We start from the raw sequence: 20,777 nt of genomic DNA, 5'->3' as shown, positions 1-20,777 counted from the left end.
ATATAAAGAATGATATCAGACCTTTATATATGAGATAGTTTTCATGTATATCTAGTAAAAAAGAATGGTTATAAAGGTAAGTTTTACGATACATACTAACCAAGGTAGTGTATCCCCTTGTGAAGGCTTATTTTTGCCTTAAAGTTATGTGGAAATAAAAATCTAGATAGGGTTGTTTTTGGTCAGAATGAAGACAATATGTACTTTGAAAACAGTCATCTATTTTGTCTAAAGAGAGTTGTACGATTAGTGGACCGAAGTTGAAAGACGATAGTTTCTTACATTGTTAGAGGAATATAAGAATTACAGAATATTCGACTAATCCGTTACTACGGTCATTTCGAGACTGTTTAAACAATAAAAAAGAAGGTGTTTTCCTCCTTAGCTACAATATCTTTTTAGTAAAGATAAGCTGAAGTAACCTCCGCTAAAGATTATATACTTAAATGATAAAGAGTTCAACAATAGTTCACATATTTTCCCAAAATTAAAAAACGGCTGTTTTATGTGGAATAAATCTACAAAACAGCCGTTTTTTTATATTAGATTTCTGTTAAGATTATTGGTTCACCGCGTGTTACGACAACGGTATGTTCACATTGTGCAACAAGACTTTTATCAGGTGTAACGAATGTCCAACCGTCGTCACCACGCTCAATAATATGATCAGCTTTCATAGAGATGAACGGTTCTACAGCGATAACAAGACCGTCTTTTAGAAGCGCATTATCCATTGGATCATAGTAGCTTAAAATGTGATTTGGTGCTTCATGTAAGCTAAGACCAATGCCGTGACCAGTTAAGTTTTGAATAACATTGTATCCACTTTTATGTGCGAAGTTTGAAACAGCACGACCAATTTGATTTTGTTTTGAGCCAGCTTTAACCTTTTTCATTGCTGCCCAAAATGCATCAACCGCTGCTTGGCAAAGCTTTTCTTTTGCCTTGTCTTCTCCAAGTACAAATGAAATACCTGTATCAGCATAATAGCCATCAAGTGCAGCAGATACATCGACGTTTACTAAATCGCCTTCTTTTAATACACGATCTCCTGGAATACCATGAGCAACTTCTTCATTTACACTAATGCAAGTTACACCTGGAAAATCATATTCTTTTTCAGGTGCAGAAATAGCACCATGCTCATCTAATACTTTTTTACCGATCAAATCAAGCTCTTTCGTTGTCATACCTGGCTTCGCTTGTTTTTTCATTTCTTCACGTGCAAGCGCAACGATGCGGCCGATTTTTCGTAAGCCTTCTAAATCTTGTTCATTACGAATAATCATGAAAACCACTGTCCTTCCTCGAATATATATCTTATCCGATTGTATCATGTTTATTTTCGTCCTGCTACTTGCTTGCGGTATGCGAGCTGATTCCTATCACAAGGAATATATGACAATTGTCATATCGATGTCATGACGTATCATACTGTTTCCTAAGTTTTCCAGATAATACAATGTAAATATAAGAAACGGCGGGGGTGGAGAGATGGAAAAGATTATTGAAGTAAATGGTGTTTCTAAAACATTTAAACATAAAAACGCAGTAAATAACGTTTCATTTCACGTGGATAAAGGAGAAATAGTAGCATTACTTGGACCAAATGGTGCAGGGAAGACGACGATAATTTCGATGATGCTTGGATTAAAAGATCCTACAGAAGGTACGGTTTCTATATTTGGAAAGAGTCCAAAGCATAGAGGCGTTCGTAATAATCTTGGGGCAATGTTACAAGAAGTAAGTGTGATTGATAGCATTACAGTGGAAGAGGCAATTGAGCTATTCCGCAGTTATTATACGAATCCGGTAGCGAAAGAAACGTTACTGCAGTTATCAAATTTAGAATCAGAGCGAAAGCAAAGATGTGAGAAATTATCAGGTGGGCAAAAAAGAAGGTTAAACTTTGCGCTTGCACTTGCGGGAAATCCTGATTTGTTATTTTTAGATGAGCCGACAGTCGGAATGGATATTACGTCTCGAAGAACGTTTTGGGAAACGATTCGAAAGTTAGCAAGTGATGGTAAAACGATTATTTTAACTACGCATTATTTAGAGGAAGCAGATGCATTGGCGAATCGTATTTTATTGTTTGCGAACGGAAAGATTATCGCAGATGGCACACCGGATGAGATGAAAGCGACGATTTCTCGAAAAACGATCTCGTTTTATTCGAAAGAGAAAATTCCTAAGAGTTTACTAAAGGAATTACCGCATGTAACAGAAGTACAGTCAAATGAAGGGCGCTTCACTTTGACGACGGAAGATACAGATGCCACTTTACAAGCAATTTATGAGAGGAATCTACCTGTAACAGATGTTTCAGTTGAACGTGGAAGTCTTGATGAAGCATTTGAACAGTTTGTAGCAAATCAAAAGGGGGAAATCGCATGAGAGCGTTATGGATGCAGTGCAAAATAGAAATTTTACGTACATTCCGCAATAAATTATTTATCTTTTTCTCATTATTAATGCCTGTTATGTTTTACTACATTTTCACAAATGTTGTTCAAGTACCACAAAACGGAGATGCGTGGAAAGCACACTATTTAATTTCGATGGCAACTTTCAGCATTGTAGGGACTGCACTCTTTAGTTTCGGTGTGAGACTTTCTCAGGAAAGAGGGCAAGGATGGACACATCTTCTAAAAATTACACCGCTTCCAGAGGGAGCATATTTAACAGCAAAAATTATCGCTCAAACAGTAGTAAATGCTTTTTCAATATTAGTTATCTTTATTGCAGGGATACTAATTAATCATGTTGAGTTAACGGTAGGGCAATGGATTGGTGCGGGATTATGGTTATTGTTAGGGGTGACACCATTTTTAGCGTTAGGAACAGTAATAGGTTCTATTAAGAAGGCAGACGCAGCTGCTGGCTTAGCAAATATTTTAAATATGAGTTTAGCTGTAATTGGCGGGTTATGGATGCCGATTGAAGTATTCCCAAAAATATTAAGAACGATTGGTGAGTGGACACCGACATATCATTTTGGAAGCGGTGCATGGGATATTGTAGCTGGAAAATCTATTGGATGGGAAAATATCGCGGTACTAGGAGGTTATTTCCTTATATTTGTTGTAGTATCAATATATATAAGAAAAAGACAGGAAGCGGTATAAATGATAGAGAAGAAGAGGATTGAGGTTTTTCCGAAACATATGGGGTTCTTTCCGTATATGTGGCTTGTGTATTTAGCGTTTCCGATTTATGCACTTGTACAAGAGGAGGGCTCAAGGTTAATGTTTGGGGCTGGTATGCTAATTCTTTTTGTATTAGCATACCGGCAGCTGTATTTTGTTACAAAAATGTTCGCAATGTGGGCTTGTATGCAAATGGTTATAGCCTTGTTATTTAGTTTTTTTTATAGTCCGTATCTTATTTTTTTATGTTTTTTCACATCAAATGCCATAGCATTCGCACCTACGAAAAAAATGTTTCGAATATTATTGGGATTATTAGTTGTAACACTTATAACATTTGTATATGGTGCGGGTTTTTCATTTACAAGCTTTATAAATACTGTACCGATGCTTATTTTAATGCTTGTTGCGCCTTTTGGGATGCGCAATTTTAATCAAAAAAAGATATTAAGAAATCAATTAAACGAAGCAAACGAGCAAATTAAAGACTTAGTAAAACGTGAAGAACGGCAGCGGATTGCGAGAGATCTTCATGACACATTAGGGCATACGTTATCTCTTATTACTTTGAAAAGCCAGCTTGTAGAGAAGTTAATTGTGAAAAATCCAGAGCGTGCAAGTGTGGAAGCGAAGGAAATTACACAAACGTCTCGTACAGCCTTAAAGCAGCTGAGAGAATTAATTTCTGATATGCGTATGATTACGGTAGAAGAAGAGCTAGAGCAAATAAAGGTAATCTTACAAGCAGCTAATATTGAATTAGAAGTGAGACAAGAAGCAAGCTCGAGCTCGTTATCACCAATTGAACAAAATATTGTCGGGATGTGTTTACGCGAGGCCGTTACAAATGTTGTAAAACATAGCAAGGCAACGCGGTGTGCAGTTTCTGTATTAGAATTGCAAGGTGAGCTAATTTTGAAAGTAGAAGATAACGGAATCGGTTTAACAGATCAAAATCATGATGGAAATGGTATCCGCGGCATGAAAGAACGAATTGCTCTTATTGATGGATTTGTTGAACTAGGTACAATCAATCCAGGGACGTTGTTAACAGTAAAGGTTCCAGTTGTTATTAGAACAGGAAAGGATGAGGTGAGGGCATGATTCGAATTATTATTGCAGAAGATCAACGAATGCTTCGTGGTGCATTAGGGGCCTTACTTGATCTAGAAGATGATATCGAAGTAATTGGGCAAGCGGCAAACGGGGAAGAGGCGCTAAAATTAATTGAATCGTTAAAACCGGATATCAGTATTATGGATATTGAAATGCCAATTCAAAGTGGATTAGATGTTGCTGAAGCGTTAAAGAAAGAAAAATCACCATGTAAAGTAATGATTTTAACAACATTTGCACGGCCGGGATATTTTGAAAGAGCAATGAAAGCTGGTGTGCACGGCTATTTGTTAAAGGATAGTCCAAGTGAAGATTTAGCGGCAGCAATTCGTAATGTAATGAAGGGGAAACGAGAGGTCTCCCAAGAGTTAATGTTCGGTCTATGGCAGGAGCAAAATCCGTTGTCAGATCGCGAAAAGGAAGTATTGTTGCTTGCGAAAGAAGGAAAGACGGCAAACGAAATTGCGAAGGCACTTTATCTTTCACCGGGTACAGTACGTAATTATATTTCTGAAGTATTAACGAAGCTCGACGCGAAAAATAGAATTGAGGCAATTACAATTGCGGAAGAAAAGGGTTGGATATAAGAAGAAGTTTACCTAAGAGGAGTAAACTTCTTCTTTGTTATTGTACTTCTATTAGCTTATTTACTCTTTGTAACGACTTGTAACCATGTGCTTCAAATGCCTTTGCAAATTCATTTGATACGGCAGTGCCATATAAATCTTTTGCAGCTTGTACGATGTGAGATTGAAGTGATTCAAAGTCTTCAGCGGAAGTTGCATAATTTTGCAATGCACGCATAACAACTTTGCTTACTTTTTCATTGCCTTGTTTTTGAACAGCAACACCGTTATATGTTTTACCTTCAGCTAATTGATATAATACGTGACTGATAATACCGGAATTCACGTGTGATTCTTGATTATTACCATCGTTATAGAAATCTTGTAAATTTGTATATAATTTATGACCGCCGTCACCAATTTCCCTTGGGATATCACGAATTGTTAGGCCACCTAATGTATCGCCCATAATCCAGTTTCCTTTATCTTTCTTTACGTAATATTCGATTTGTGTACCCCAGAAATCCGCTAATCCCTCGTTTAGTGCAGATGTTTCAGCGCTTGGATATCTCACGACTTTATTTTTCGTCGTGCCACTGAATACAGCATGCCCAAATTCATGAGCGGTTACATCAAGAGCTGATGTTAGTTTTCCGTTTAAACCATCACCAAATACCATTTGGTTCCAAGCGGGATGCCAAAACGCATTTACATAGTCCTCTTTTATACCATCACTAACTTCAGTAGAATCAAAACCGTGTACACTAGCAACAACTTTTGAATCTTTATTATCGTAACTTTTTAGATTATGTTCTTTCTTAAAGTAATCATAAATATCACTCATGTTCTTCATAGCGCCCGCGGCTTCTTTATCTGCAAAATTAGGAGTGCTACTTGAAATTAGTGTCCCTGGATAACCAGCTTGACTATATCCTCCGAGGGAATCGGCGTAGTTTGCATTATAAATATAAATACCATTTCCGCGTGATAAATCCGCTAAATAAAATTTCCCATCAGTTCCTTTGGCAATATTGAAAGAGATGTTTTCTTGAAGTGCATTTTTCCCAGTTCCTTGCTCACTTGCAGGGGATAATCTAGGTGATGTTACTTGATTTATAGTCTTATTCTCTTTGTTTTTAATGAATTTTTCTTGGAAAAGTACTTCGCCAGTTTTTAAATCAACGATAGCATTGCCGTTTATAATTTGTTCATTGTTTTCATAAGTAAATGTAATAACAGTTGCGAATGTATAATAGCCATCTTTTTTCTTATAAACAACGGTTTCGCTAGAGAATTCTGTCTCAACTGCATCACTTGAAATTTGAACTATATCGCGTAATTTAGATTTTACTTCATTTTTCGACAAAAAATTTGTTATAGTAAGATTAGGTTGTTGATTTAAATTTTGAACAACTTTACCACTAACAGTTGTGATCACTCCATTTTTATCTACTTTTACAATGAGATCTTGGCCATATACTTTATAGTTTTTATATGTTTGTGCAAGGCGAACTTCGGTTTGATTTTCTTTGGTTTCTTTATTTGTAGGTTGGAAATCTACATTTTTTTCAGTAGTGACTTGTTCTTGTTGAGCTTTAGCCCCATCTACCTCACCTTTTAAATACTTTTTAGCAATATTTTCTTTCGTATCATTTTGAGGTTGTGTTAATTTCCCGATTGTTAAACCAGGCTGAGCAATTTCAACTTTGACTGCACTTTTGTCTAATTCTTGAGCATGAATAGCTTCTGTTGATAAAGGGTAAAGAAGACCGAATGTAACGAAAGCACTGGCAAGTTTTCTATAATTCATCTATAACACTCCTAATCTATTATTGTATGTGAGATGAATTGTATGAAAAATTTGCCGAATTTTATATATATTATGCATTATTTCATATCAAAAATTGTCGAATGCACATTATTGTAGTGGTATGACAACTTAACAAATTAGATTGTTATAATGGGATGGTGAGTAAGTATGCAAGCAGAGAAATTAGGAAGTGAAATTAAGAAAATTAGAGTGTTAAGAGGATTAACACAAAAACAGTTATCCGAGAACATATGTCATCAATCGGAAGTAAGCAGAATTGAATCGGGTGCGGTATACCCAAGTATGGATATATTGCAAGGTATTGCAGCAAAGTTACAAGTTCCCATTATTCATTTTTATGAGGTACTCATTTATTCCGATATTGAGAGGAAAAAGCAGTTAAAAGATCAAATCATTATGCTTTGTAAGCAAAAGAAATATAAAGAAATTTATAATAAAGTATGGAATGAGCTGAAAAAGGAAGAATATCATCCGGAGTTTCAGCAATTTCTTCAATGGCAATATCATGTAGCAGCTTATGTATTGAAGAAAAGTGATTATGAATATTGTATTTTAGAATTAAAAAAATTGTTAAACCAACAATTAACTGGGATTGATGTGTACCAAAATCTTTATATAGAGAATGCAATTGCAAATATTTATGCTGAAAATGGTTACTTTAAGAAGGGTATGGAGTTATTTGAAGGTATATTAAAGCAATTAGAGGTATTACCTGAAAATAAAGAGTTTGATGTGAAGGTAAGACATAATTATGCAAAAACATTATACTTAGATAATCAATATGAAGAGGCTCTTTTTCAAATAAATAAAGCTATTGAAATATCGTGTCGAATCAATAGTATGGCATTGATTGGGCAGCTATACTATCAAAAAGGTGAATGCTTGGAAAAGCTAGGCTATGATGAGACAGAGAGTGAAGAGGCTTATGAAAAAGCTTGTTTCTTTTTTGATATATTAGAAATGCATACGTATAAAGAAAAGTTTATGAAAAAAATGAAGAAATAAAATAACACAAAAACTAAATATGCATAATTGCATAATGTATGGATAAATTTTCATGATATATTAAAAGAAAAAATGTGGGTGATGGAATATGAAGAAACTACTTATTGGTAGTTTATTAACGTTAGCAATGACATGGGGTATTTCATTAGCAGATACAGCTTTAGAGAAAAGCCAAGTAATTTCTCATGATGATCAAGAGGTACAATTAGCTTCAGATATGCCTTTTGAGTTTTAAAAAACAACCGCCTTACTTAGACGGTTGTTTTTTTATGGAGTAACATCCAAACGTCTTTACTAGAAACAGGTTTGCTAATAAAGAATCCTTGAATGTGATCACAATTTTGTCTATGTAAAAATTCCCATTCTTCTTCCGTTTCTACACCTTCTGCAATCACTTCTAAATTTAGTTCTTTTGATAGTGTAATAATGGAAGAGACAATTGCTTCTTCTAAAGGACTATTTGTAATTCCACAAATAAACTCTCGAGCAATTTTTAATGTGTTAATTGGATATTTTGTTAAATAAGCTAAAGAACTATAACCAGTTCCAAAGTCATCGATTGAAATTTGAATGCCGAGATTTTGAAGCTGTTCTAGTTTTGCAACTACAGATTGATTTTGATTAATTGCGATGCTTTCCGTAATTTCAATATCTAGTGCTTCTGGTTTCAGTTCTGTTTCTTCTAACACCTTTGAAATAGTTGGGATTAAATCTGCATGGTTAAATTGAACAACAGATAAATTCACACCAACTTTTAAGTGAGAAAAACCTTGATTATGCCATCTTTTTGCCTCTAAACAGGCAGTACGTAAAATCCAATTACCAAGTTCAATAATAAAACCAGTTTCCTCTGCTAGAGGAATAAATTGGGCAGGAGATACGATACCGAGTTTTGGATGCTTCCAACGTATTAATGCTTCAAAACCGATAATTTCTTTTGTTTTTGTGCTTACTTGTGGTTGGTATTCAAGGAAAAATTCATTTTGTTGTAATGCTTTTGAAAGTTCACCTTCTAAGAATTGAATTTCATTTTGAGCGATACTCATTTCTTTTGAGAAGAAAACAAATCTGTTTTTTCCATTTGCCTTCGCACGGTACATAGCCATATCAGCATTTTTCATTAACTCATTTACATCAGTTCCATAATCAGGATACATCGCAATTCCGATACTTGGTGTAATAGAGAGTTCTTCGCCTTGAATGAAGAACGGTTTGTTTAAAATAGTTAAAATCTGTTCAGCTATAAAAATTGCACTTTTTTCTGAGTACATTTCTGGTAATAGAATGGTAAACTCATCTCCACCTTGGCGAGCGACGACATCTTTTGAACGCAAGCAACCGCGTAGTCTGTTTGCTACTTCAATTAATAATAAATCTCCGACGTCATGGCCAAGTCTATCGTTAATTTTTTTAAATCGATCTAAATCAAGGAATATGACGGCGACATCATTTGCGTTAGTTTGGGCTGTATTCAAAATGGCTTTTAAATCTTTTTCGAACTTTCGGCGATTTGGTAATCCAGTAAGTGCATCGTGAAAGGCTAAATGTTCTACTTGTTTTTGTTTCTCATATAAAGTGGTAATATCACGCGCTATCCCAAACATTCCGACCACTTCTTTGTTTATAAAAGTGGGGATAAGTGTAATATGGAGATAATAATAATAGCCTTCTTGTTCTTTTGTACGAACTTCTAACGTTTGTGGCTTACCTTCCTTTGTAATTTGTAAAGCCTTCTTTAGTAGTTCGTGGTCTTTTGAATCAATGAAGTGTACCAGAGAATAGCTTGCCACTTCGCAATAATAGGCAGTAAATAAGCTTTCGCATGCCTTATTAGATTGTTGAAAAATGCCATTCATATTTAAAGAGAAAACGGCATCGGGATGATCTTCGAATAAAGATTTATAGCGTTGTTCACTTTTTGATAATGCAAATGCACCTTCTTCAACTTCGCCCTCTAGTTGTGTAGTCAACTGTTCATATGTATGGATTAGTGCTTGATTATCTTTCCACATGTAAAGTTGCCGCAAGAATAACAAAATAAGTGATAACACGAGGCCGATTAACATGAATTTATCATCCCAAGGTTGAATGATAATAAAAGAAAAAGTAATAATTATACTAAAATAAGGTAGTATAAAACGTATATAATCGAATCGATAATATTTTGCTTTCGTTTCATGCTGCATTGGTTTATCCAAAATATATAGTATGGAAGAAAGTCCAATTAATAAAATAGAAGCAGTGTGTATTAAATAATTAATTTCAGCGGAAGTTTTCATCCCAAAATTCAATTGAAACAGATGAATATAACCGTATACGAGTATAATAGTGAAACCGATAATTAATGCGACTCTACTAGAAGAATATTGTTCTCTTCTATATAGGCTAATAACGGCGTAAATTACTAATGATTGTGCAATGAAATACCCAATTAAAATCCAAGTATCCTTTGTTAACATGCGGAAGCTTGAAATATCTAAGATAAAAGTTAAGGTGAAATAAATGTTCATAATAATAATAAAGATGCTATCGAATGAGAATTGAGAAAGTCCCTTAATAGAGTAATTTTTTATAAACTTTATAGCAAATCCAACAAAGAGCAAAATATATTGTATGATAAAAAAAGGTAATGCTTTATACGAAAATATAGATTGATTATTCATGGAAATCGAACTAAGAAATAGGGTTATCTCCATAACTAATCCACATAGGCAAGTGCATAGTAATAAAATCCAAAATAGTTTATCACTGCGTTTCATTTTTTTAATAGCTTTATATAAACAGTGGCAAGAAAAAAGTGCAGCAAAACAGAATAAGAAAAGAATCCCAATTTCCTTTATATGCGACTCATTTGGAATAAAGAGTATCCAAAGAGCAAATATAGATATGTATATTATGACAAATTGTACATACTTTTTTTGATTAATCATATTATGACTCCGTTTCAATAAAGTTGAATCTCGGGGGAATGCTAATTTAAATAATAGCATATAAAATAGGATGTTTTTTACTATAAAAATTACTTTTTTGAAAAAATGGTGCAAAGTTACAATTTACCACTGTAACATTGCACCACTTATTCTTTTAATGCCTCTTATAGCAGAAAGTTCATCTATTAATCGGAATAGTGCTAAGTCTTTTTGTTTACTTTCAATCATAATATCGAAATTATGATTGTTTTTTTTTGCAACGTGTAAGAAGGGCTTAATAAACTCTAAATCGATATATTCAGCATGAGCCCTAAATTCTTTTTCCGATCTTGGGGAGGAAATGTGAACTTTAGGAGAGATATTTGTATGTGACCAAGTTTCAAAAATTGCAGGAAGCAACTCTTCTAGTGGTTCCTCGCAAAGATTGGCCATATGATGATGATAATCAAATACAAATGGGATATTTTCTTTTTGGCAAATTGATAAAGTTTCAGAAGTTGTATACGTTTTATCATCATTTTCAAGAGTCATTTGTTTTTTTATATGTGCAGGAAGTTTTTTTATGTTTTCATGGAAGCGCTCAATTGCCTTTTCTTTATTTCCATAGGCTCCACCTACATGAATGTTAATGTAAGAAGAATCTGCAATGCCTATAGCATCCAATATTTTATAATGATAAGTCATATCCGTAATAGCGTTAGTAGTAATATGTGGCTTGTCGCTTGTAAATAACGTAAATTGATTTGGATGAAAACTTATTCGTAAATTGTGTTCTTTAATTAAAGCTCCTATTTTACGCCAAAGTGGTGTGAATACCCCAATATAGTCAAACTCGACTTCGGGGTGTGTTGCCAGTGGGACGATGGAAGACGATAGGCGATATAGCGGGATTTCATGCGCTATATTGTAATGAAGGATACGTATTGTGTGCTCTAAATTTTGCCTTATAACATGGTACAGTTTGTCTTCTCGCTCTTGTTTACTCAGTTTTTTAAAGCTTGTAAACGTCATTGTTTTGGCAGGAGAACAGTCCCAGAGTGCCATTGCATTTGAGACATATCCAAACCGCATAATCATATGAGATACACCTCTTTTATTCATTGTCTTTCCTATAAAAAGAAAGCAAGCATTGTTCCAATCCATTCCTTTCCTCTATCGATAAGAGAAGGTGGGTTTACATCGCTATAGGAAAGTACGGATGCATTCTCTAGATCTTCATGGAATTTATTTTTTACTGTTCGAATGAACTGTTTATTATATAACAGGCAGTTTATTTCATGGTTAATATATAAACTTCTCATATCAAAGTTTGCTGTTCCGATATCACAAATATCATCATCCACTATAATAATTTTGGCGTGAAAAAAGCCTTGTTGAAATGCGTAAATATTGCAACCAGCCTGTATTAATTTTCGGCAGTACGGGAATTTTGCTTCTCGAACGAGAGGATGATCAGCTTTTTCTGGGACGAGAATTGTGATTTGAACCCCTCTTTCTCTTGCTTTTAATAAGGCATTCATAATTTTTTTTCCAGGAATGAAATATGGTGTACCGATACAGATTTCTTTTTTTGCTCCGTTAATTAAATATAAAAAAGTATGCTGTAAATAAGCACCATCAGTCGGAATAAATCGATGCATTATGGTACCTTTGTTTTGTTTTGGAAAATAAAGAGAAGCATCCAAAAAATTCTGTTTCGTATCATCAAACCAGTCATGCAAAAATTGCTTTTGTAAATCTTGAACCCCTTCTCCTGTAAGACGTAAATGATAGTCTCGCCATAATCCTAAATATTCATTATGCCCTAGATACTCTTCGCCGATATTAAATCCCCCGATATAGCCAGTTTTCCCATCAATCACTGTAATTTTTCTATGATTTCTTTGATTGGCAGAAAAGAAAAGCAGAGGAAATTTTACCTTATGACAAAATGAAAAAGATACACCATGTTTTCGCAGGGAGCGAATAGCTTCGTTTGATAAATAATGGCTGCCAAATCGATCAAGTAAAAGTCGTACTTCAATTCCTTCCTGAGCCTTATCAATCAGCAACTTTAAAAATTCACGACTGATTTTATCGTTTTTTACAATGAAGAATAAAATATGAATGTGGTGCTGTGCTTGTTTTATATCCGTAAATAAGGCGTCATACAAATCTTTCCCGTATGTATAAAGGTGAAAATCACTTTGACGTAAAGGGAAAGTGCGAGAGCTTACCCGCTTTAAATGAAGAAGTCTCCCGTATGAAAGGTCAATTGTAATCCAAAGAGCAACGGATATTAACAAAAGAGATAAGTAGAGCATCAGTGAATTCCCTCCTTCGCATTCTTTTCACCTTCAGTGTGTTACAAATGATACGGGTAGCACGGTTGTTATTATAAATTTCATCAGAGGATAGTATGTTGCACTGATTAAAGTTTCACTTTATCCCGCTTTAACGGGCAGTAAGCTTCCTACTTCAAAAATTGATGAATAAGTAGAAGTGAGTTTGGAAATCAACTGCCCGTAAAAGCCCGATTGGTTCAACTAATAATCAGTGGGGGATGAACCGCCCCTACTGATTAAAGTTTCACTTTATAGTTTCACCGAAATAAACAGCTTTATGAAAAAATGTGTTGTTCTATAACAAAAAACTGTTGACTGAATGCTCACTCATTATATAATGGGGGTAGGGGATATAATTCAGAAAATTATATATTTTTGAAGATTCTAAAAAGAAAGAGAGCTTACAAAGAGAGGGGTAGCATAAAAATGAATAGCTTACTGATCATTAATTGGCTGGCTGCCATTGCTGTTATTGCTTATGCAGGATATTTGTTTGTATATCTTATACGGACGAGAATAGCCTACATACAATTAGGAAAAAAAATTGAATTTGACCGTCGTTTTAAAGAGCGTTGGGATCTCCTTAAGGTCAATGTTTTCGGTCAGAAAAAGCTGCTGAAAGATAAGAAAAGCGGCATCATTCACGTTATGTTCTTTTACGGATTTATTCTTGTCCAATTTGGAGCAATTGACTTCGTTTGGAAAGGACTCGCACCAGGATCACATCTTCCACTTGGACCACTATACCCTGCATTTACATTCTTCCAGGAAATTGTCACACTTGTTATTTTAATTGCAGTATTTTGGGCTTTTCATAGACGTTATGTAGAAAAGCTTGTTCGTTTAAAACGTAACTTCAAATCAGGTCTTGTTCTTATCTTTATCGGTGGTTTAATGATTTCTGTGCTACTTGGTAACGGTATGGGACTTATATGGCATGGCGAGGAGCTTTCATGGAGTGAACCAATTGCTTCTGCAATCGCTTACGTTTTTAGCGGGATAAATGAAACCGTAGCCATTTCAGTGTTCTATTTCTCTTGGTGGGTGCATTTACTAATTTTGTTAACGTTTTTAGTGTATGTTCCACAGTCAAAACATGCGCATTTAATTGCGGGACCAGCTAATGTATTTTTCGGTCGTATTTCAAACCCAGGGAAGCTTGAAAAGATTGATTTTGAAGATGAAACGCAAGAAACATTTGGTGTTGGTAAAATTGAAGACTTTAGACAAAATCAACTTATTGACTTATACGCTTGTGTAGAGTGTGGCCGTTGTACAAATATGTGTCCAGCAACAGGCACAGGAAAAATGTTATCGCCGATGGACTTAATTTTAAAACTTCGCGATCATTTAACTGATAAAGGGGCTGCGGTAACATCAAAAGCACCGTGGGTTCCAGTAGTTGCCTTCAATAATACACAAGGAAATCAGTTAGCGATGATGGCAGCTGGAAAAGGACAACAAGAATCAGCGGCTACAACGCTCGCTTACGATCCGAGTTTAATCGGAGATGTTATTACAGAAGAAGAGATTTGGGCATGTACAACGTGTCGTAACTGTGAAGATCAATGTCCAGTTATGAATGAGCATGTTGACAAAATTATTGATTTACGTCGATATCTCGTTTTAACAGAAGGAAAAATGGACGCGGAAGCACAACGCGCGATGACAAACATCGAGCGTCAAGGAAATCCGTGGGGTCTGAACCGTAAAGAGCGTGAAACATGGCGCCAAGGTGATGATGAAGTAACAGTTCCAACTGTAAAAGAAAAATCAAAAGCTGGTGAGGAATTCGAGTATTTATTCTGGGTTGGTTCAATGGGATCATACGACAACCGTAGTCAGAAGATTGCAATATCATTTGCGAAGTTAATGAACGAAGCAGGCATTTCATTCGCAATTCTCGGTAATAAAGAAAAGAATTCTGGAGATACACCACGCCGCCTCGGAAATGAATTTGTATTCCAAGAGATGGCGACAAAGAATATCGAAGAATTTGAAAAGGCAGGAGTGAAGAAAATCGTTACGATTGATCCTCATGCTTATAACACATTTAAAAATGAGTATCCGGACTTTGGCTTGCAAGCAGAAGTCTATCATCATACAGAATTGTTAGCTCAGTGGGTGAAAGAAGGGCGCTTAAAGCCTGTTCACGCTATTAAAGAAACAGTTACGTACCATGATTCCTGTTATTTAGGAAGATACAACGAAGTGTACGAAGCGCCACGTGACATTTTGAAAGCGATTCCTGGAGTGAATCTTGTAGAAATGGCACGTAACCGTGAAACGGGAATGTGCTGTGGCGCAGGTGGTGGCTTAATGTGGATGGAAGAAACAACAGGTTCACGTATTAACGTTGCTCGTACAGAACAAGCATTAGCTGTACAGCCATCCATTATCGGTACAGGTTGTCCATATTGCTTAACGATGATCAGTGATGGAACGAAAGCGAAAGAGGTAGAAGAGAAAGTTCAAACTCTTGATGTGACAGAGATTTTAGAACGATCTGTTATCGGACAGAAAAAAGAAGCGATGTAGTTTATAAGAATGTATACAACTTTAGAAAGAGGTGCAATGATTGCACCTCTTCTCAACGTAGGGATACCGAGCGAGCGCTCAGTGTTAAAAAATGAAATGGGGGAAAGAAACATGAGTAAAACAGTTATTTTAAGTGCTGCAAGAACACCAGTTGGAAAATTTGGAGGATCTTTAAAAGATGTAAAAGCGACGGAACTTGGAGGAATTGCAATTAAAGCAGCGCTTGAAAGAGCAAATGTTGCGGCTAGTGATGTTGAAGAAGTTATATTTGGAACGGTTATTCAAGGTGGACAGGGACAAATTCCATCGCGCCAAGCTGCGAGGGCTGCTGGAATCCCTTGGGAAGTGCAGACGGAAACAGTGAATAAAGTTTGTGCATCAGGCCTTCGTGCGGTTACGTTAGCGGATCAGATTATTCGTACTGGCGATCAATCACTGATTGTAGCTGGTGGTATGGAGTCGATGAGTAACAGTCCTTACATTTTACGCGGAGCAAGATGGGGATACAGAATGGGCAACAACGAAGTTATTGATTTAAACGTTGCTGACGGTTTAACATGCGCATTTTCAGGTACACACATGGGTGTTTATGGCGGAGAAGTTGCGAAGGAAGATGGAATTTCTCGCGAAGCGCAAGATGAATGGGCATATCGTAGCCATCAGCGTGCGGTTTCAGCGCATAAAGAAGGACGTTTTGAAGAGGAGATCGTTCCAGTAACGATCCCGCAAAGAAAAGGCGATCCTATTGTCGTTGCAAAGGATGAGGCGCCACGTGAAGATACAACGATTGAAAAGTTAGCAAAGTTAAAACCTGTATTTGATAAGACAGCGGCGGTGACAGCTGGTAATGCGCCGGGACTAAACGATGGTGGTGCCGCACTTGTATTAATGAGCGAAGACAGAGCGAAGCAAGAAGGAAGAAAGCCATTAGCGACAATTTTGGCGCATACAGCAATTGCAGTGGAATCTAAAGATTTCCCAAGAACGCCAGGTTATGCAATTAACGCATTGCTTGAAAAAACAGGCAAGAAAATTGAAGACATCGATTTATTCGAGATTAATGAAGCATTTGCAGCGGTAGCAATTGCAAGTACAGAAATCGCAGGAATTGATCCAGAAAAATTGAATGTAAATGGCGGCGCAGTGGCGATGGGACATCCGATTGGAGCAAGCGGAGCGCGCATTATCGTAACATTAATCCATGCACTTAAGCAGCGCGGCGGCGGAATTGGAATTGCTTCGATTTGTAGCGGTGGCGGTCAAGGGGACGCAGTGATGATTGAAGTTCACTAATTAAAGTTCGAGGGTATAAATTTTATTAACAATTAAGGGGGAAGAAAAAATGGGTGTACAAAACATTGTTGTAATTGGTGCAGGGCAAATGGGATCAGGAATTGCGCAAGTATGTGCAATGGCAGGGTATGACGTGAAGGTACAAGATTTAAAACAAGAGCAATTAGATAGAGGATTGGCTATTATTACGAAAAACTTAGTGCGCCAAGTAGAAAAAGGACGCATGAAGGAAGAAGAGAAGGAAGCGACATTAAATCGTCTTACAGTAACGCTTGATTTAGATTGTGTGAAAGAAGCGGATCTTATTATTGAAGCAGCTGTTGAGAAAATGGATATTAAAAAGAAAATCTTTGCGAATCTAGATGAAATTGCTCCAGAACACGCAATTTTAGCGACGAATACTTCATCTCTGCCAATTACAGAAATTGCAGCGGTAACGAAGCGTCCGGAAAAAGTAATCGGCATGCACTTTATGAATCCAGTTCCAGTTATGAAGCTTGTTGAGATTATTCGTGGTTTGGCTACAGATGATGCGGTATATGAAGCAATTGAAGATATTACGAAAAAAATTGGGAAAGTACCAGTTGAAGTGAATGACTTCCCAGGTTTTGTATCAAACCGCATTTTGCTACCGATGATTAACGAAGCAATTTATACGTTATATGAAGGTGTAGCGACGAAAGAAGCAATTGATGAAGTAATGAAGCTTGGTATGAACCATCCGATGGGGCCTTTGACGCTCGCTGATTTTATCGGTTTAGATACGTGTTTATACATTATGGAAGTGTTGCATGAAGGATTAGGAGATAGTAAATATCGCCCATGTCCGTTATTACGTAAGTATGTGAATGCAGGATGGTTAGGGCGTAAAACAGGTCGTGGATTCTACGTTTACGAATAAATGCCCCCTTTGTTACAAAATAGTGGTCTTACCAAATTGTTAAAAGGATATATAGCAAATGGAGGCGGAGTATATGAATTTTCGTTTTAATGAAGAGCAGCAAATGATGAGGAAAATGGTTCGGGATTTTGCACAGAAGGAAATAGCTCCCTTTGTTCCTAGTATGGAACAAGGGGTGTTCCCAAAAGAGATTTTACAAAAGATGGGTGAGCTTGGATTAATGGGGATTCCAGCGCCTGCAAAATACGGCGGGGCAGAAATGGATTTTATTTCTTACATTCTAGCAATTGAGGAAATCTCAAAGGTAAGTGCAACAGTTGGTGTAATTTTAGCTGTACATACGTCAGTTGGAATGAATCCGATTTTATATTTCGGAACAGAAGAACAGAAGAAAAAATATGTTTCTAAACTTGCAACCGGGGAATATTTAGGCGCATTTGCTTTAACAGAGCCAAATGCAGGATCAGATGCAGGGAGTTTGAAATCAAGAGCTGTAAAAAAAGGCGATCATTACATTATTAATGGATCGAAAGTGTTTATTACAAATGGTGGTGAAGCAAGTACATACATTGTATTCGCTTCTACAAATCCAGATGTAGGAAAAAGTGGTATTTCTGCATTTATAGTAGAGAAAGATACACCTGGTTTAATCATCGGAAAAGATGAACATAAGATGGGGCTTCTCGGTTCTCGTACGGTACAACTTACTTTTGAAGATATGAAAGTGCCAGCTGAGAATTTACTTGGGGAAGAAGGACAAGGATTCAAGGTGGCAATGGCGAATTTAGATGTTGGGCGAATTGGAATCGGTGCACAGGCGTTAGGAATTGCTGAAGCGGCGCTTACATGTGCGATTGATTATGCAAAAGAACGAGAGCAATTTGGGAAACCAATTGCGGCGCAGCAAGGGATTGGCTTCAAGCTTGCAGATATGGCAACAAGTGTCGAAGCAGCAAGGTTACTCGTATATAGAGCGGCGTCTCTTAGGGCACAAGGATTACCATGCGGTAAAGAAGCATCTATTGCGAAATTATTTGCTTCTAAGACAGCGGTTGAAGTCGCGATTGAGGCGGTGCAAGTATTTGGTGGTTACGGTTATACGAAAGACTATCCAGTAGAACGATTTTTCCGTGATGCGAAAATCACGCAAATATATGAAGGAACAAGTGAAATACAGAAACTTGTTATTAGCCGTGCTTTATAAAAGGGCGAGGGGGAGACGGAGATGCATTTTAAACTATCAGAAGAACATGAAATGATAAGGAAAATGGTTCGAGATTTTGCTAAAAATGAAGTAGCACCAACAGCAGCTGAGCGTGATGAGGAAGAGCGATTTGATCGAGAGTTATTTGATCAAATGGCAGAGCTTGGTTTAACCGGCATTCCGTGGCCTGAAGAATACGGCGGAATTGGAAGCGATTACTTAGCGTACGTAATTGCTATTGAAGAATTATCTCGAGTTTGTGCTTCAACAGGTGTAACACTGTCTGCGCATACTTCACTTGCTGGATGGCCAATTTTTAAATTTGGGACAGAAGAACAAAAGCAAAAGTTTTTACGACCGATGGCTGAAGGGAAGAAAATTGGTGCATACGGCTTAACGGAGCCAGGATCTGGATCGGATGCTGGTGGAATGAAGACAACCGCAAAGAGAGATGGCGACCATTATATTTTAAATGGATCAAAAATTTTCATTACAAATGGCGGTATTGCTGATATTTATGTTGTTTTTGCGCTAACTGATCCTGAATCGAAGCAGCGCGGTACGAGTGCATTTATTGTAGAAAGTGATACACCGGGATTTTCAGTTGGGAAGAAGGAGAGCAAGCTAGGGATTCGCTCTTCACCAACGACTGAAATTATGTTTGAAAATTGCCGTATTCCTGTAGAGAATCTACTTGGAGAAGAGGGGCAAGGATTTAAAGTTGCGATGCAAACATTAGATGGAGGTCGTAACGGTATCGCGGCGCAAGCAGTTGGTATTGCACAAGGGGCTTTAGATGCTTCTGTAGAATATGCAAGGGAGCGCCATCAATTTGGAAAGCCAATTGCGGCGCAGCAAGGGATTGGCTTTAAACTTGCGGATATGGCAACAGATGTAGAAGCGGCACGCCTTTTAACATATCAAGCGGCTTGGCTTGAATCAGAAGGGCTTCCGTATGGAAAAGAATCAGCGATGTCAAAAGTATTTGCGGGGGATACAGCGATGAAGGTGACGACTGAAGCGGTACAAGTATTTGGTGGTTACGGTTATACGAAAGATTATCCAGTAGAGCGTTATATGCGAGATGCAAAGATTACACAAATATATGAAGGAACACAAGAGATTCAGAGGCTTGTAATTTCTCGTATGCTAACGAAGTAGGAACGAAAGCGTAGGTATTTTCCTACGCTTTTTCCTTCCAAAAAATAATAGAGAGAGGTGAAGGTAATGGTTAAACATAATGTACATGCATCGGTGAAAGATGAAAAATTAGTTGCGTTAAGACGTGAACAAATGATTAAAGGTGCGGTGCAACTGTTTAAACAAAAAGGATTTCCGCGTACAACAACGAGAGAGATTGCAAAAGCGGCTGGATTTAGTATAGGGACACTTTATGAGTACATTCGTACAAAAGATGATGTTTTGTATTTAGTTTGTGATAGTATATATGAACATGTAAAAGAACGATTAGAGGAAGTAGTGTGTACAGAAAAAGGGAGTATAGAAAGTTTAAAGATAGCGATAACGAATTACTTTAAAGTGATGGACGAATTACAAGAAGAAGTATTAATTATGTATCAAGAAGTACGTTTTTTACCGAAAGAATCTCTCCCATATGTATTAGAAAAAGAGTTTCAAATGGTAGGAATGTTTGAGGATATTTTAGAACAGTGTACGGAAAATGGAACATTTATATTAAATAAAAAAGAAATACAGCTTCTTGCACATAATATTTTTATACAAGGACAAATGTGGGGGTTTAGACGCTGGGCACTGCAAAAACTGTATACGCTCGAAGAATATACAGAAATGCAAATTAGGTATGTGTTGCAAGGTGCCCATATGCTTCCGGAATAAGGAACAGACAAATTATTAATTTTATTACCATATAAAAGTTTCCCGTTTTTTTTTGTAGCATAT

17 protein-coding genes are annotated in these 20,777 nt (G+C 36.7%); 12 read left to right on the top strand and 5 right to left on the bottom strand.

All coding sequences use genetic code 11. The features are described from left to right. Window positions 1-542 precede the first annotated feature (542 nt). Entirely contained in the window at window positions 543-1,337 is a 795-nt protein-coding gene (map, locus tag MHI26_RS27550) for a type I methionyl aminopeptidase (protein ID WP_141559486.1), read from the bottom strand. Between the two features lie 157 nt (window positions 1,338-1,494). On the opposite strand from map, the gene MHI26_RS27545 reads away from it, so the two are divergent. Genes MHI26_RS27545 through MHI26_RS27530 form a run of 4 tightly spaced genes read left to right on the top strand, consistent with a single transcriptional unit; the run spans window position 1,495 to window position 4,852 of the window. Further along, on the top strand, window positions 1,495-2,397 hold the full coding sequence (locus MHI26_RS27545) for an ABC transporter ATP-binding protein (protein WP_061667908.1): 903 nt from the start codon (window positions 1,495-1,497) through the stop codon (window positions 2,395-2,397). Continuing rightward, complete coding sequence (locus tag MHI26_RS27540; RefSeq protein WP_001202432.1) at window positions 2,394-3,128, top strand: ABC transporter permease; 735 nt, start codon at window positions 2,394-2,396, stop codon at window positions 3,126-3,128. Before MHI26_RS27545 ends, MHI26_RS27540 begins: the two co-directional genes overlap by 4 nt. Then, on the top strand, window positions 3,129-4,253 hold the full coding sequence (locus tag MHI26_RS27535; protein WP_061667907.1) for a sensor histidine kinase: 1,125 nt from the start codon (window positions 3,129-3,131) through the stop codon (window positions 4,251-4,253). Then, window positions 4,250-4,852, top strand: a complete 603-nt coding sequence (locus MHI26_RS27530; protein ID WP_000619243.1) for a response regulator transcription factor — start codon at window positions 4,250-4,252, stop codon at window positions 4,850-4,852. The genes MHI26_RS27535 and MHI26_RS27530 overlap by 4 nt, the downstream gene beginning before the upstream one ends. A gap of 37 nt (window positions 4,853-4,889) precedes the next feature. Here MHI26_RS27530 and MHI26_RS27525 read toward each other — a convergent pair whose 3' ends face one another. Further along, the gene (locus MHI26_RS27525) at window positions 4,890-6,641 is read right to left on the bottom strand and encodes a M4 family metallopeptidase (RefSeq protein ID WP_001109526.1); all 1,752 of its coding nucleotides are present in this window, start codon (window positions 6,639-6,641) and stop codon (window positions 4,890-4,892) included. 168 nt (window positions 6,642-6,809) lie between these two features. Between MHI26_RS27525 and MHI26_RS27520 the strand changes: the two genes are divergently transcribed. After that, on the top strand, window positions 6,810-7,667 hold the full coding sequence (locus MHI26_RS27520) for a helix-turn-helix domain-containing protein (protein ID WP_001147496.1): 858 nt from the start codon (window positions 6,810-6,812) through the stop codon (window positions 7,665-7,667). An 88-nt stretch (window positions 7,668-7,755) separates the two neighbouring features. Then, entirely contained in the window at window positions 7,756-7,902 is a 147-nt protein-coding gene (locus MHI26_RS27515; protein ID WP_000734744.1) for a quorum-sensing peptide PapR, read from the top strand. Between the two features lie 16 nt (window positions 7,903-7,918). Here MHI26_RS27515 and MHI26_RS27510 read toward each other — a convergent pair whose 3' ends face one another. The 3 genes from MHI26_RS27510 to cls form a co-directional block, all read right to left on the bottom strand. Next, the gene (locus tag MHI26_RS27510) at window positions 7,919-10,597 is read right to left on the bottom strand and encodes a DUF4084 domain-containing protein (protein ID WP_061667906.1); all 2,679 of its coding nucleotides are present in this window, start codon (window positions 10,595-10,597) and stop codon (window positions 7,919-7,921) included. Between the two features lie 123 nt (window positions 10,598-10,720). After that, on the bottom strand, window positions 10,721-11,674 hold the full coding sequence (uvsE, locus tag MHI26_RS27505; protein ID WP_042973463.1) for a UV DNA damage repair endonuclease UvsE: 954 nt from the start codon (window positions 11,672-11,674) through the stop codon (window positions 10,721-10,723). A 32-nt stretch (window positions 11,675-11,706) separates the two neighbouring features. Beyond that, a complete protein-coding gene (gene cls / locus MHI26_RS27500; RefSeq protein WP_061667905.1) occupies window positions 11,707-12,900 on the bottom strand; it encodes a cardiolipin synthase in 1,194 nt (397 codons plus the stop codon). A gap of 447 nt (window positions 12,901-13,347) precedes the next feature. Between cls and MHI26_RS27495 the strand changes: the two genes are divergently transcribed. From MHI26_RS27495 to MHI26_RS27470, 6 genes are all read left to right on the top strand, one after another. Further along, window positions 13,348-15,459: a heterodisulfide reductase-related iron-sulfur binding cluster gene (locus tag MHI26_RS27495; RefSeq protein ID WP_001086754.1), complete on the top strand. Its 2,112-nt coding sequence runs from the start codon at window positions 13,348-13,350 to the stop codon at window positions 15,457-15,459. Window positions 15,460-15,468: 9 nt separating this feature from the next. Beyond that, window positions 15,469-16,752 carry an acetyl-CoA C-acetyltransferase gene (locus MHI26_RS27490; protein WP_003308258.1) on the top strand — a complete coding sequence of 428 codons (1,284 nt, stop codon included), beginning with the start codon at window positions 15,469-15,471 and terminating at the stop codon, window positions 16,750-16,752. Between the two features lie 49 nt (window positions 16,753-16,801). Continuing rightward, window positions 16,802-17,653 (top strand): 3-hydroxybutyryl-CoA dehydrogenase, encoded by an 852-nt coding sequence (locus MHI26_RS27485; protein ID WP_061667904.1) that lies wholly within the window; start codon window positions 16,802-16,804, stop codon window positions 17,651-17,653. Window positions 17,654-17,726: 73 nt separating this feature from the next. Further along, a complete protein-coding gene (locus tag MHI26_RS27480; RefSeq protein ID WP_061667903.1) occupies window positions 17,727-18,857 on the top strand; it encodes an acyl-CoA dehydrogenase in 1,131 nt (376 codons plus the stop codon). A 21-nt stretch (window positions 18,858-18,878) separates the two neighbouring features. Then, the gene (gene acdA / locus MHI26_RS27475; protein ID WP_000545550.1) at window positions 18,879-20,018 is read left to right on the top strand and encodes an acyl-CoA dehydrogenase AcdA; all 1,140 of its coding nucleotides are present in this window, start codon (window positions 18,879-18,881) and stop codon (window positions 20,016-20,018) included. Between the two features lie 66 nt (window positions 20,019-20,084). After that, window positions 20,085-20,714, top strand: coding sequence for a TetR/AcrR family transcriptional regulator (locus MHI26_RS27470; protein ID WP_000238593.1), 630 nt, complete (start codon window positions 20,085-20,087; stop codon window positions 20,712-20,714). The last annotated feature ends 63 nt before the right edge of the window (window positions 20,715-20,777 follow it).

It is taken from the genome of Bacillus sp. FSL K6-1218 (genome assembly GCF_038006445.1).
Classification (GTDB): domain Bacteria; phylum Bacillota; class Bacilli; order Bacillales; family Bacillaceae_G; genus Bacillus_A; species Bacillus_A thuringiensis_S.
This window is presented reverse-complemented; position numbering and strand designations above follow the sequence as displayed.